This window comes from Akkermansia sp. 54_46, assembly GCF_001917295.1.
In the GTDB taxonomy this organism is placed as follows: domain Bacteria; phylum Verrucomicrobiota; class Verrucomicrobiia; order Verrucomicrobiales; family Akkermansiaceae; genus Akkermansia; species Akkermansia muciniphila.
Window position 1 is genome coordinate 136,946 of sequence record NZ_MNUD01000035.1, and the last position, 13,091, is coordinate 150,036.

Consider the following 13,091-nt stretch of genomic DNA (forward strand, 5'->3'; position numbering starts at 1 on the left):
ACTTGCCGCTTGCCAAAACCGGGCCGTTCCAACACAATCACCCCTATGACCCGCATTCGTTTCACCGCCGCATATGACGGACGCCCTTATCTGGGCTGGCAAAGCCAGCCGGGAGGCCGTACCGTCCAGGACGTGCTGGAACGAGCCTTTTCCGGACTCTTTGGAACCCCCTGCCGTATCCACGGTTCCGGCAGGACAGACGCCGGCGTTCATGCTCTGGGCCAGGTTTTTCATGCAGACGCTCCGGATACCCACCGCATTCCTGCGGACAAATGGCCTGCCGCGCTCAACACGCGCCTTCCCCGAACCATCCGGATTACCCATGCGGAATACGTTCCTCCCGGTTTCCATGCCCGGTTCAGCGCCACGGGAAAAACCTACCGTTACTGCATTTCACGCGCACCCATCCTCAACCCTTTTGACGCCGGGCTGGCCTGGCACCGCCCGCTGGCATGGAGCGTGGATATTCTGGAACAGGCTGTACACCTGTTCCGGGGAACGCATGACTTCACTGCTTTTGCCGCCCTGCGCGGCAATGAACCGCGCCCTATTCCGGAGGGTTACTTCCGCCGAACCATCACGCAGACACAAGTGGCACAGACAGGGGAACATGTCTTCATCACCTTTACCGGAACGGGCTTCCTCTACAAAATGGTGCGCCTCATGACGGGAGCCGCCCATGAAGCCGCACGTGGAAAAATAACGCTGGAAGAACTGGCTCGCCTCATCAACGCTCCGCTCCCGGATGACAAAAGCCCGTTTTGCGCCCCGCCGGACGGACTCACGCTGATGAGGGTCCATTACCCGGAAGAAACGTTCGGAGACAAAAAGAAAATAAACTGAAAACAGCCGTCCTTCTAGACGCGTGCCGTACCGTACAGCCCTTCCCTCCTGATCAGCGCCTCCACTTTCCGGTTCAGATGGGGAACCGGACATACGCCCGAACGCAAATCATGCCGTATGCGGGTGGAAGAAGCGGGTTCATCCCCTTCTATGAAAAGGGCGCGCACCCCTTTCCTGGGTGATGGAACCCCGCCGCGGCGGTAAACAATGAACGTCACCAGGCTGGACAAATATTCCCAGCGTCCCCACTGTTCCAGAGAATCCCACTGATCCTTGCCCATCAGCCAGAACAATTCTGCACCGGGATAACGCTCCGCCGTCCTCTCAGCCACCCTCCACGACCACGAAGGAGGCGGAAGTTCCAAATCCGTCCGGTCAAGCACGGCCCAATCCAGCCCTTGAACAGCCAACTCAATCATCCGGCAGCGCTGGTCATCCGTCACGGAGGGGGCCTGCTCCTTCAGCGGAGACAGGGAACACGGCATAAACAGCACGCGGTCCATTCCGCAATATTTCCGAGCATGCTCGGCCATGCAAACGTGCCCCTCATGCACGGGATCAAACGAACCGCCGAAAATACACAGCTTCACCGTCATCCACCAGAAGTCAGAGTCCTTCCGTTCCCTTGTAAGGCAGAAACCCGCCGATGGGAACGCGCACCATCCTTTTCTCCAGAGGCAGGCGGCGGAAGCGGGTAATAAAATCCGTCAGGCGGCCGTAATTGCGCTCCGTCTTGGGAATCCCCTGATGGCCGCAATTCACATCCGGATTGTAATGCAGCTCCACATGAAGATGGGCCGGATACATGCCGCGGTTCGTGCCGATAGTGCCCACCTGGGTGCCGCGCAGCACCAACTGCCCCAAAACAACGTTAATATCGTTCAAATGGGAATAAAGCGTCTGGCAGCAAAGAACCTTTCCGGACTTGGGTTCGCGGAAAGCATGGCGCACAATCACCACCTTTCCCCACGCGCCCCGGGCGTCCGCCGCATAAGTTACCACCCCGTGGCCTACGGAATAAACGGGATCGCCCAAATCGGAATTGCCTCCTTTATTGCCGTTCCAATCCTCACCCATGTGACGGGGGCTTTTCAGACGCAGACCGCGGGACCGGTAATAGCCGTTGCCGTCAGGCTTTCCTACCGGAAAATCAAAACCGTCACAAAGAGGAACAAGCGCAAACTTGCTGTCCCGCCGGGCCATGTAAACGGGAGCGCTCTCGCTGATCAACGCGGAACCGGTCAGAAAAACCAGCGCCAGCAGTAAAAAACGGAAATAGGACATGGGAACGAAAGTCCTTTGTATGCTAAACGGCTCCCTACTCCGTATCAAGCGGAATTCCCCGCATGTCGGAGTTAGAATTCACTAACACGCTCCCCCATGTTTCCCACTTCCTTTCAACTTGACAGCAAAGCCTCCGTATGAAAGAAGGGAGGAGCGATTTTCGTATTTTTCAACACACTTTTTTCCGCATGAACAAACTAACCACACTCTTCCTCGGAACGGTTCTCTCTTCCTCCATGCTGCCCGGCTGGACCGCAGCACCACCCAAACCATACGGCGCGATTCCAACACCCGCCCAAATCAACTGGCAGCGCATGGAATTCTACGGCTTCATCCACTTTGGCCTGAATACGTTCACGGGACGGGAGTGGGGTTACGGCGATGAAGACCCGAAAATTTTCAACCCCACGGATTTCAATGCCTCCGATATCGTCTCCACCTTTAAAAAAGGCGGAATGAAAGGAATGATTTACACGGCCAAACATCATGACGGCTTCTGCGCCTGGCCCACCAAATCCACGGACCACAACATCACCAAGAGCCCTTGGAAAAACGGAAAAGGAGATGTAGTCCGGGAATTCGCCCTTGCCTGCAAAAAGCACGGCATCAAATTCGGCACCTACCTCAGCCCCTGGGACCGCAACAACGCGGATTACGGCAAGGATGGCTACCTGGACGTTTACTATAAACAAATCCGGGAACTGCTGACCAATTACGGGCCTGTCTTTGAAATCTGGTTTGACGGAGCCAACGGAGGAGACGGCTATTACGGAGGAGCCAGGGAAAAGCGCAATATCGGTGACGCGGAAAAATACTACAACTTTGAAAAAATCGTGGAAATGATCCGCAAAATCCAGCCCAGCTGCATCATCTGGGGAGCGGGCCACTACGGAGACGCCCGCTGGGGAGGCTCCGAAAAAGGCCACGTCAATTATCCCCATTGGAGCACTGTAGGGCTGAACGGCGGGGGCGGAGGCACCGGAAAACGCGGCGGAGAACGCTGGGTGCCTGCGGAAGGAGACACCACCATCAACCATGCCGGCTGGTTCTGGCACCAGGGACAGGCATCCCGCGTCAAATCCCCTGAAGAACTTATGCAGGTATGGTTTGATTCCGTAGGCCGCGGGGCCAACCTCATTCTGAACGTGGCGGCGGACAAAACGGGCAGACTGGATCCTGCGGATGTCAAATCCCTGCTGGAATTCAAAGAACTGCGCGACAAGCTATATGCCAGGGACTACGCGTTGGGAGCAACCGTCACAGCCAGCCAGACGCGCGGCAACGACAAAAAATTCTCGCCCTCCAACATGACGGACGGCAACATTGAAACTTACTGGGCCGTGGAAGATGACAACCTGACCCCCACCGCCGTTATTACGCTGCCCAAACCCGCCACTTTCGACGTCATCCGGCTGCGCGAACAAACACGTCTGGGACAACGCGTGGACTCCTTCAATATTGATGCTTTCGTCAATGGCAAATGGGTTTGTATCGACAATGAAGGGAAAACCATCGGCAACCAGGTCATGCGCCGCCTGAACCGCCCCATCACTACCCAGAAACTGCGCCTGCGCATCACGGGCAGCCAGGCCACTCCCTGCATCTCGGAATTCTCCCTCTTCCGCCAGCCTGCGGGCGCCGTGCGGCCCTCCATCTTCCGCCGCGGAGACAACCTCGTCATCATTGCGGACGGCAAAAATAAAATCCTGTACACGACGGACGGCAGCGAACCCAAAGCAGGATCTCCCGTTTACAGCCAGGGTGCTAAATTTACGGAAAGCGGCATTGTCAAGGCTCGCTGCCAATTCTCCAATGGTAAATTGGGCCCTGTCAGCCAGGCCAAATTCGGCATCAGCAAAACCGGATGGAAAGTGAAAACCGCCACATCCGGGAATGCGGCGGCGGCCATAGACGACAATCCGGAAACCTCATGGCTTGCCAAGGCGGAAGCGCCTCAATCCTTTGTGGTGGATATGGGAAAACCGTACCAGGTTTCCAGCTTCTCCTACCTGCCCAGACAGGATGGAAAAACCTCCGGCATGACGGATAAATACCAATTTGAAGTAAGCGCGGATGGGAAAAACTGGACGAAAGTGGCGGAAGGGGAATTCTCCAACCTGCGCGCTAACCCCATTGAGCAATCCGTTAATCTCAAAAACATGAACGAACCCGTGCGTTACTTCCGCTTCATCGGCACCAGTTCTCTGGACGGCAACAGCGCTTCCGCTGCGGAAATAAACGTTTTCGGCACTCCCGCAGGCAAATAAAAACTTCCCTGACTTTTCTCACCAGGGCATTCCGGTTTTTTACGGCCGGAATGCCTTTTTTGCGGCACGAACCCATTTGCAAAACAGGCTCCGGCAGACAAACCGGCATCAAGGAAAACGGGAAAGGACAGGCCAGAATTCCGTCCAACTCCCCCTGCAGCGCTTCAATAGGCTGGGAATGTCCCGTATATCGCCGCAACGGCCAAAAGTCCAAAGGGACGGCTCCTGCATAGCTGCCTTTTTCAGCCACCGCCGGTATGCGGAACATATTGAAATCGGAAAAAGCCCTGCAACCCCATGCCAACGGCAGAACCCCGGGAAAAACGCCTACCGACTGAAATCAGCCACGATATCATCTCCGGAAGGCTTCTGTTCCATTTCCTGTTTGTACGAACAATCTTCTCCCTGCCGTCGGAAAACCTGGCGCTTTTCCTTACATCGTAAAATCTATTTTAAGCAAACAACGGGAAGACCCGGTCAACTCAGCGAGGGATTTCCGCAAAACAGAAGCTTTCCTTTTCAAAAATCAGGTATGAAAAAGGGCGCATCCTTTTGGATGCGCCCTGTGCAAATCATGCCGGCGGCGAATTTACTCCTGGCCGCTGAAATCAGGCGTGAGGATCAGGAACTGGTCGCTGATGTCCTTGCCCCTTCTCTTGGGAATGAAGGTATCCTGAAGGTTGTCGTTGTCGTCCAGTTCCAGGGTCTTGGCACTCTGGGCAGTCGTGAAAATCAGAACCTTGCCGCGGAAGCTTTCCGGGTCAAAACGCACGGCATTGCCAGCCACAACGGTGCTGCCGTCTTCACCAGGAAGCACGGAAGTGACCATCAGGGGATATTCCCCCACGGAACTTCCAATACCCACTTTCTTGTTATTGTCACCCTTGCGCATGACGTAGGAAATACCCACTTCACCGGGGGTCAGGGCCTGACCGTCGTAAATTTCACCGTTGGGAGTAACGGTGGAACCGCCGGAAGGAGTCTGAACCTTGGCGTAGAAGTTGCTTTCGGAAACAGACTCATTGCCCAGAAGCTGACGGAAATAGTCATTGGAAGTATCGCCCTGAAGTGCGCCCAGGCCGCTCATATAATTATGCTGGGCAACAACGCGGTCGGCAGTGATGTCATCGGGGAAATTGCCCAGTTTGCTGTTGGATTTGAACTCGTTCATCGCCACGCCCACGTTCTTCATGTTGGTCAGGGCCTGCATCTGGTCGCCTTTGTTGATCTGGTTCAGGATAGGACCATAGGCCACGGAAGCCAGCAGGGCGATAATGGCAATGACAACCAAGAGTTCAATCAGGGTAAACCCCCTGCGTAACTGGTGTGTTGCAAAAGATACTTTCATTGTTGGATATGATGGAATGTTTACAGTTTAAGAAAACCGTACGTGGTTATCTATGTTCGTTTCTACTATTAACGCGATTTCCCAGTCAGGACAAGCATATTCTCATAAAAATCTTGGTCCTGCAAGGAGTGAAAACTCTGCCGCAGCCCCCCTGCAAAAGGCCCGGAAAATACCGGGCCATGGGGAAAAATCCTACCTGCCGCTGCCGAAAAAGGAACTCAACCCTTCCAAAGCTCCGACGGACGGCCTGTCCTCCTCGGCAATCACCTGCCGCTGGAGTTCCGCGATCTCTTCCAGCCCCTTGCGGCCTAATTCCAGCATCCGGTTCATCTGATCCTCCGTGAACACGGCCTCTTCACCGGACCCCTGCACCTCCACAAACTCTCCCTGGTCGGTCATCACCAGATTCATATCCACTTCCGCATCCTTATCCTCCACATAGCAGAGATCCAGCAGAGCCTCTCCCTCCAGTATTCCCACGGATACGGCGGAAACCAGCCTTTTCATGGGAGACTCCGCCAGCTTTCCTTCCGCGACAAGCTTGTTCACGGCAATGGCCAGAGCTACGGAAGCCCCGGTAATGGAAGCGGTGCGGGTACCGCCATCAGCCTGTAAAACGTCGCAATCCACCCAAATCGTGCGCTGGCCGATCTTGCCCAGATCCACGGCCGCCCTCAGGGAACGGCCGATCAGACGCTGGATCTCGCTGGAACGTCCGTCCAGTTTCCCCGCCGTAATATCCCGGCGTTTACGGTCAAGCGTGGAATAGGGAAGCATGGAATACTCCGCCGTCAGCCATCCTCCCTCCACACGCTGAACCTTCATCCAGCGGGGTACATCCTCCTCAATCGTAACGGCGCAAATCACCTTGGTGCGTCCGAAAGTCACCAGCACGGAAGCCGTGGCATTCGGGGCGATACCCGTTTCAAAGCTGATCGGACGCAACTGGTCCACAAGTCGTTTATCCTGACGTTCCATGCGGGGAATCATGACGGATACCGTCATCTTTTTCAAATGGAAAGATGGAATTCCCGTTCCAAACCGCTAATATCCCTCCCATGAAACACCCTCGTACCCGTGTGGCCGTCATTGACGTGGTGGCCCTTTCCCGCCAGATGATGGAACACATGCCGCGGCTCTCCGCCTGGGCGGAGGGGCGGAACGTTTCCTCCTTCCCTCCGGCCTTTCCGGCCCTTACCTGCTCTGCCCAGAGCACCTACGTGACAGGGCTTTCCCCGCGGGAGCACGCCATTCCCGGCAACGGATGGTACAACCGGAACATGTGTGAAATCCAATTCTGGAAGCAGTCCAACAAGCTGGTGCAGGGCCCGCGCCTCTGGGAGAAACTGAGGGAACGGTACGGTTCCGGCTTCACCTGCGCCAAACTTTTCTGGTGGTACAACATGTATTCCACGGCGGACTGGACCATCACGCCGCGCCCCATGTACCCGGCGGACGGCCGCAAGATCTTCGACATTTACACCCAACCCATGGAACTCCGGGAAACCATTAAAAAGGATCTGGGAGAATTCCCCTTCCCCACCTTCTGGGGCCCCATGGCAGGGATTCAGTCCTCCCAATGGATAGCAGACTCCGCCCGGTGGGTGGAACGGAAACATCGCCCTGACCTCAGCCTCATCTATCTGCCCTATCTGGACTATGACCTTCAGAAATTCGGACCGTCCTCGACCCAGGCTGCCCACGCGGCAAAGGCTATGGACGGTCTTCTCTGCGACTTGATCGACTTTCTGGAACGGGAAGGCGTCACCCCCGTCGTCCTCAGTGAATACGGTATTTCCGACGTATCCCGCAGCATTGCCCTCAACCGCCTCTTCCGGGAACAGGGCTGGATCACCGTCAAACCGGAAATGGGTACGGAAATGCTGGACTGCGGCGCCTCCCGCGCCTTTGCCGTGGCGGACCACCAGACTGCCCATATCTACATCAATGATCCTTCCGTAAAAGAAGAAGTGAAAGCACTGCTCTCCGCCACACCCGGAGTGGAAGAAATCAGGGAAACGGACTTCTCCGGCCTTTTTTCCGCGGCTCTGGAACGCCTGCCGGAATTCACCGCCGTCGCAGCCCCGGATGCATGGTTCACCTACTATTACTGGCTGGATGACACCAAGGCGCCGGACTTCGCCCGCTGCGTGGACATCCACCGTAAACCCGGCTATGACCCTGCGGAAATGTTCTTTGATCCGAGCCTTACCCTCCCCATGTTCCATGCCGCCGCCTTTCTGCTGAAAAAAAAGCTGGGGTTCCGCGCCCTGATGAAAGTTATCCCCCTCAATGGCGACCAGGTGAAAGGTTCCCATGGCAGAGACCGGGTGCCTGCAAACCAGCAGCCCGTATTCATCGGCCCGGCCTTCCTGCCGGAAATCCATGCCGCTGAGGATGTCCATCAAGCCATCCTCTCCGTCTTTGAAAAAGAATAATAGCGGTTCCCCTCAGCGGGCATCCGGACGGGGGTCATATTCCAGGCCGGGAACCTCCCGGTAATGAATGCCGTCCCACAGGACGGGAATGCAGCAGAAAAACCAGCTTCTCTGGCCGTCGTCTCCCTTCCAGTGCCCGAACACGCTGCGGATCAATACACGGTTCAACCCCTTGCGGAGCTTGATCTTTACAGGAGGGCGGAAAAAATACCCTTCCCAGGTCAGAGGAGATTCTTCAATGCGCCCCTTTCCCCACCCCGTCCAGGGCAGGCTCTTGAAAGGCCACCTGGGAGGGTTCACGCGCCTTCCGTTCAACCATACGTCCCCGCCGGAAAAATCCCAGCTTCCCTGTTCAGGGGCGCGTGCGCTGCGGTACCCGCCTGAATGCCCCCACATGCCGTTCAGGCCAAACATCAGCCACACCTCCTGCTCCCTGGGGCTGCGGATGAAAGTCAGAGCATAGCAGGTTCCATCCTCCTTTCCAACCTCCCTTGACATCAGCGAGGGCCAGTGGTCCGTCCGGTACTGGTTCCGGTGCATGTTGAACATCGCAAAAAGATGCCTGACATGTACGGCGGCGCCGTAAACAGGAGTCTTCTTCCAGGCCAGTATCCTGTCTCCGTCCCTGTAGGAAGGGGCTATTCTTCTTTCCGGTTCAAAAGAGGTATCATTCTTCCCCCGGTGGTCGAATGGCCCCACCAGGCTCCAGGCAACATCCGCCTGTTTCACATAGGCAAAAGGAACGCCTTGGAAAAAATGATCACGATGGAAAGCCAAACGCTGTTCAAACTCCCGGAATTCCTTCCAGCCGTCCGTTCCCCTGGGGGGAAGCTGGGCCATATAATCCCTCCTCTTGGTAGCGCTTCCGCGCCAGACACGCTCTGCAAACGTCAATGCACAAGGATAAAACGGATACTGTTCCAGCACCCGCCTCTCACTGCTCAGGTTTCCGTCGCACCACACGGGCATGATGGCCCCCAACGCCTTATCATCCCCTTGAGGCACCTCGCAGGGCTGCTGGAAAAACACCTGGTACACGCCGGACTGGGAATCCGCCCAGTCAATGTAAAAACCATTGCTGTCGATGCGCTTCATATTCTTATCCATCCTGGCGCCGGCCTCGTTCTCTCCCCAGCACATCAATACGGAATCCTTATCGTGCGGGCCGCCCGGAGACCACACGACCACCTCCTTGCCCTTCCCGCGGATATGCTCCGCCATACGTGGGATAAAATCCTTCATGGAAATGTGCGCCTCGTCGGATCCCATGTGGAAAAACCTCCCGGGAAACAGGGAAACGGCCTCGTCCACGACATCCTTCAATATGGAAACACCCTTCTCCGTCTGCATGCCGGTCTTCATGGCCCTGGCAAAAGGCTGGCTGTGTCCCGGCATGTCAATCTCCGGAATCACCTGGATATTCAGCCGGGCGCAATAATCCGTCAGATCCTTCAATTGAGCCTGTGTATAAAACCGCCCCGGGAGCCGGGACTTCCAATGAAAAGCCCCATCCGTCAGGGCCGGATACTTCTTCACTTCCAGCCTCCATGCGGGATCATCCGTCAAATGAAGATGCAGCGTATTAATCTTATAGCGGGAAAGACGGCGCATCACCTCCTTGATCAAGGCAGGAGACATGTAATAACGCCCCACATCCAGCATAATTCCCCGCAGGACGAAAGCGGGTTTGTCACTAATACGCACAACAGGCATGGCAAATTCCCCTTCTCTATTGAAAACCAGTTGCCGCAGCGTTTGAAGAGCGTTAAAAAAACCGCCAAAACTTCCTGCCCTGACGGTTGCTTTTCCCAATCCGACGGACAGGTCATACCCCTCTCCTTTCATCCTGGCGTCCGGAAACAATTCCCATGTCATGGCACCTTCAGCAGCCCCCCCACTATTCAGGGAACCCTGAATGCCGGAAGTCCTGAATATGTCCTTGATCTCCTTCATCAAATCATCCCTGCCAGGAACATCCGAACCAACCTTCACATGAACGCTCCTGAAACCTGCCTCGCCCGCGCCCCTGACGACTTTGGAAGGATATGGAATAAGCGCGGGGGAAGAAAACTCCGGCACAGGCGCGGTAACCACCCCTCCGGCCAGCGGCCCCCATGAAAAATAAATCAGCAAGGCAATAAAAAACCGTACGGGAATGCTGAACACTCTGAACAAAAGCATTCCTTAACTACGGCATTCCATCTCCGCTCCTGTCAAAACAGGGCTTTCTCAACTGGGAAACCAAATGCTTTTCCCATCCTTTCCAACACCGACATGCTTATTCCTCCATATCGCTGTTTCCCTCCGCAAATCCGGCAATAACGAACGGGCGTCTTCGCTATCGTCCCGTTCATTCGCCAGACAGACTCCTCCAGTCAGTGCAAACGTTCCAGCAGGACGTCCATGTCCATGTAATCCTGCCCGTGAATCAATTCGCCGAGAATGGGCGCATCGGAAAACTCCTCCACCATGCTCCTGTTCGTCACGCAGGCAGTATCCCATTCATCTTTCACATTATTGAACACGATGCCCAGGCATTCCAGGCCGCGTTCCTTGATTGCATTCAGCGTTAACAGGGCATGGTTGATGGCTCCCAGCTTGTTGCCTATCACCAGAAGAACAGGCAGCTTGAAATCCGCAGCCATATCGCTGAAATTCCTTCCGGGGCCAATCGGGACTTCCCATCCTCCCACCCCTTCCACCACCACGCACTCATGTGCGGCGGACAAAGCGTCATAAGCCCGCAGGATAACCTTTTCATCCACTTTCGTATTCTCCAGCCGTGCGGCCACATAGGGACACGTGGCATTCCTCAAAAAAACGGGATTCAGTTCATCCAGCGTCAGATCCTTCGGCCCGGCTTCGCGCAAAAGGCGGGCATCCTGCCTGTCTCCGCAGGCCACGGGTTTGAACCCGGCGGCATTGATGCCCGCTTCTCTTAGAGATTTGACGATCAGGCAGCTCACATAAGTTTTACCGACTTCCGTATCGGTACCGGTAACAATGAAATTCCTCATAACGGTAAATATTTAGGGATGGGATCTTCTAATCTCCTCAAGCTGCCCGCGGGAAGGCACGCCGTCATTCGTGGTCACCCAGTGATTGATGAAAGACCAGATAATCACGGCCAGCACCAGACAGAACAACTTGGCAGGCCAATTAAGCAATAGCAGTTTTTTCATTGGAAGAAGAAATATTCAGCAGCTCTTCAAGGCGTCCCTTCAACTGTTCCGGAGTCAGGTTGCGTTCCAGCTTCCCGCCTACGGCCAACGCGATAGCCCCCGTCTCCTCGGACACCACCACCACCACGCAGTCGCTCTCCTCGGACATGCCCACGCCCGCGCGGTGGCGCAGCCCCAAGGTACGGTCGCTCATTTCCTTCTGGGAAACAGGGAACACGCAGGCAGCCGCAGAAATGCGGTCGCCGGAAATCACCACGCCCCCATCGTGGAGAGCCGTCTTGGTATGGAAAATCGTCAGGGCCAGTTCCGGAGAAAAAATGGCGTCCAGCTTCACGCCGGAATCCTCAATAGGCTTCATGCTGATGCTCCTCTCAAAAGCGAACAGGGCGCCGAACCGCTGGTTGGAAAGCTTGCTTACCGCCTTGCAGAAATTATCCAGGAAATCCACCCGCTGAAGCTTGGCGAAGGAAGAAAAAAACGGGTGGCTTCCCAGCTTTGCCAGCCCCACGCGCAGCTCCGGCTGGAAAATCACCACCAGAGCCAGCGCCAGGCCGGGGGCGAAAATGCGCGTCAGTATCCACGAAATAACATTCAGCTGAAAGAAAAAGGCCAGCACCACCAGGGCCAGAAAGCAGGCGAACAGCCCCACCATGATGCGCGCGCCGCGCGTTGCGTGGAAAGCACGGTAAATCTGGTACAGGAACACCCACAGGATGAAAATTTCAACAACCGCCCGGAGCGCATCCTTGATCACAATCCAGTCCCACATGCCCAACAGGCTACACAACAACCCGGCCGAATGCAATACCGATCCTCTCGCGTTGCCGGCAGGCTCCGGGAATTTACCGTTCATCTCAGTTCCCGAATTTGAAGACATCTCTGTACGTTCCGGAGACAGATAGAAGTTCTTAAAAAGAAGAGCGGTTCTTTGGAAAATAAATAATAACAATAAATAAAAATTGGATTAAATAAACAATGTTAATCTGCATAAAGCAAGGCTTCAGAAAACTGAAATTCTCTCTGGATTTACGGCATGAACTTGCGGCGGATACACTGAAAAACCAAACAAAAAATAATCACCAGATGATAGCAATCGAACAATTAAAAGAAGTAGGGAAAATCTGGCTCGCCTGGGTAAGGCTTCAGGATCATGATCCTGCCGAAGTCACGCAAATATTTGAAAAACTTAAAGGAGAACTGGATGTAAAATTAGGAAGAGGCTGGCAAAAATATGACCCGGTAATAAAAAAAGGAAGGCCCCAATCCTATAAAAAACTCTTTCAAGAATTGGATAGTGACAGTCAGGAATCCGCAAATGCATTGATCAAATATTTCAATGAGGGAATACCGGAAGACGCTCCTGTCTCGCCAGTCATACACCTCATTCTCATCTTATGCGTCTGTGAAGTAGGACGTGGATATGGCCAGGCGCCGGACAATATGCTGGCTTATGCACATGATCTCATTGATTATCCCAATCTCACATGGAGCTCACTGCTGGACACAGCGGGAAGTTCCCCGGAATTCGCATTTCTATGCAAGGGTGATTCCGATGAAGACTATAAGGAATAATGCATGAGCACCGTCCGCAACCGACTCACCGGTGAGCCTCCCGCACGGCATGGGTTCCCTGTATCCGGGCACAGGGAACTTCACCCCCATCGTCGGCAAAAGGGACAGCCGCAGGCGGGCTCGGGCAATTCAGAAACATAGGCGGCCCTTCCTGCCT

The 13,091-nt window shown here is 55.0% G+C and carries 12 protein-coding genes; 4 read left to right on the forward strand and 8 right to left on the reverse strand.

What is annotated here, in order from left to right:
• Positions 1 to 45 precede the first annotated feature (45 nt).
• Positions 46 to 843: a tRNA pseudouridine(38-40) synthase TruA gene (gene truA / locus BHW66_RS09925; protein WP_046437935.1), complete on the forward strand. Its 798-nt coding sequence runs from the start codon at positions 46 to 48 to the stop codon at positions 841 to 843.
• A 14-nt stretch (positions 844 to 857) separates the two neighbouring features.
• Here the strand turns inward: truA and nadD are convergent, their stop codons facing one another.
• A complete protein-coding gene (gene nadD, locus BHW66_RS09930) occupies positions 858 to 1,439 on the reverse strand; it encodes a nicotinate (nicotinamide) nucleotide adenylyltransferase (protein WP_102741248.1) in 582 nt (193 codons plus the stop codon).
• A 10-nt stretch (positions 1,440 to 1,449) separates the two neighbouring features.
• Positions 1,450 to 2,127, reverse strand: coding sequence for a M23 family metallopeptidase (locus BHW66_RS09935; protein WP_012419445.1), 678 nt, complete (start codon positions 2,125 to 2,127; stop codon positions 1,450 to 1,452).
• Between the two features lie 188 nt (positions 2,128 to 2,315).
• Between BHW66_RS09935 and BHW66_RS09940 the strand changes: the two genes are divergently transcribed.
• Positions 2,316 to 4,394: an alpha-L-fucosidase gene (locus BHW66_RS09940; protein WP_046438015.1), complete on the forward strand. Its 2,079-nt coding sequence runs from the start codon at positions 2,316 to 2,318 to the stop codon at positions 4,392 to 4,394.
• A 589-nt stretch (positions 4,395 to 4,983) separates the two neighbouring features.
• On the opposite strand, the gene BHW66_RS09945 is transcribed toward BHW66_RS09940, so the two are convergent.
• Positions 4,984 to 5,742, reverse strand: a complete 759-nt coding sequence (locus BHW66_RS09945) for a type II secretion system protein (protein WP_012419448.1) — start codon at positions 5,740 to 5,742, stop codon at positions 4,984 to 4,986.
• Between the two features lie 192 nt (positions 5,743 to 5,934).
• A complete protein-coding gene (gene rph, locus BHW66_RS09950; RefSeq protein ID WP_102758685.1) occupies positions 5,935 to 6,747 on the reverse strand; it encodes a ribonuclease PH in 813 nt (270 codons plus the stop codon).
• A 53-nt stretch (positions 6,748 to 6,800) separates the two neighbouring features.
• On the opposite strand from rph, the gene BHW66_RS09955 reads away from it, so the two are divergent.
• Positions 6,801 to 8,180 carry a nucleotide pyrophosphatase/phosphodiesterase family protein gene (locus BHW66_RS09955; RefSeq protein WP_046438018.1) on the forward strand — a complete coding sequence of 460 codons (1,380 nt, stop codon included), beginning with the start codon at positions 6,801 to 6,803 and terminating at the stop codon, positions 8,178 to 8,180.
• Between the two features lie 12 nt (positions 8,181 to 8,192).
• Here the strand turns inward: BHW66_RS09955 and BHW66_RS09960 are convergent, their stop codons facing one another.
• The 4 genes from BHW66_RS09960 to cdaA form a co-directional block, all read right to left on the reverse strand.
• Complete coding sequence (locus BHW66_RS09960) at positions 8,193 to 10,361, reverse strand: family 20 glycosylhydrolase (RefSeq protein WP_102758687.1); 2,169 nt, start codon at positions 10,359 to 10,361, stop codon at positions 8,193 to 8,195.
• Between the two features lie 194 nt (positions 10,362 to 10,555).
• A complete protein-coding gene (gene bioD, locus BHW66_RS09965) occupies positions 10,556 to 11,197 on the reverse strand; it encodes a dethiobiotin synthase (RefSeq protein ID WP_012419452.1) in 642 nt (213 codons plus the stop codon).
• A 12-nt stretch (positions 11,198 to 11,209) separates the two neighbouring features.
• Positions 11,210 to 11,362, reverse strand: coding sequence for a hypothetical protein (locus tag BHW66_RS09970; protein WP_012419453.1), 153 nt, complete (start codon positions 11,360 to 11,362; stop codon positions 11,210 to 11,212).
• Positions 11,340 to 12,131, reverse strand: coding sequence for a diadenylate cyclase CdaA (cdaA, locus tag BHW66_RS09975; RefSeq protein WP_042447583.1), 792 nt, complete (start codon positions 12,129 to 12,131; stop codon positions 11,340 to 11,342). Before cdaA ends, BHW66_RS09970 begins: the two co-directional genes overlap by 23 nt.
• A gap of 206 nt (positions 12,132 to 12,337) precedes the next feature.
• Here cdaA and BHW66_RS09980 point away from each other — a divergent pair, with 206 nt between their 5' ends.
• A complete protein-coding gene (locus BHW66_RS09980; RefSeq protein WP_022198430.1) occupies positions 12,338 to 12,934 on the forward strand; it encodes a hypothetical protein in 597 nt (198 codons plus the stop codon).
• The last annotated feature ends 157 nt before the right edge of the window (positions 12,935 to 13,091 follow it).

What these genes read in the sequence shown, in the direction of transcription:
- truA (WP_046437935.1), top strand. Translation starts at nt 46, where the DNA reads ATGACCCGCATTCGTTTCACCGCCGCATATGACGGACGCCCTTATCTG.
- nadD (WP_102741248.1), bottom strand. Translation starts at nt 1,439, where the DNA reads ATGACGGTGAAGCTGTGTATTTTCGGCGGTTCGTTTGATCCCGTGCAT.
- BHW66_RS09935 (WP_012419445.1), bottom strand. Translation starts at nt 2,127, where the DNA reads ATGTCCTATTTCCGTTTTTTACTGCTGGCGCTGGTTTTTCTGACCGGT.
- BHW66_RS09940 (WP_046438015.1), top strand. Translation starts at nt 2,316, where the DNA reads ATGAACAAACTAACCACACTCTTCCTCGGAACGGTTCTCTCTTCCTCC.
- BHW66_RS09945 (WP_012419448.1), bottom strand. Translation starts at nt 5,742, where the DNA reads ATGAAAGTATCTTTTGCAACACACCAGTTACGCAGGGGGTTTACCCTG.
- rph (WP_102758685.1), bottom strand. Translation starts at nt 6,747, where the DNA reads ATGACGGTATCCGTCATGATTCCCCGCATGGAACGTCAGGATAAACGA.
- BHW66_RS09955 (WP_046438018.1), top strand. Translation starts at nt 6,801, where the DNA reads ATGAAACACCCTCGTACCCGTGTGGCCGTCATTGACGTGGTGGCCCTT.
- BHW66_RS09960 (WP_102758687.1), bottom strand. Translation starts at nt 10,361, where the DNA reads ATGCTTTTGTTCAGAGTGTTCAGCATTCCCGTACGGTTTTTTATTGCC.
- bioD (WP_012419452.1), bottom strand. Translation starts at nt 11,197, where the DNA reads ATGAGGAATTTCATTGTTACCGGTACCGATACGGAAGTCGGTAAAACT.
- BHW66_RS09970 (WP_012419453.1), bottom strand. Translation starts at nt 11,362, where the DNA reads ATGAAAAAACTGCTATTGCTTAATTGGCCTGCCAAGTTGTTCTGTCTG.
- cdaA (WP_042447583.1), bottom strand. Translation starts at nt 12,131, where the DNA reads ATGTGGGACTGGATTGTGATCAAGGATGCGCTCCGGGCGGTTGTTGAA.
- BHW66_RS09980 (WP_022198430.1), top strand. Translation starts at nt 12,338, where the DNA reads ATGTTAATCTGCATAAAGCAAGGCTTCAGAAAACTGAAATTCTCTCTG.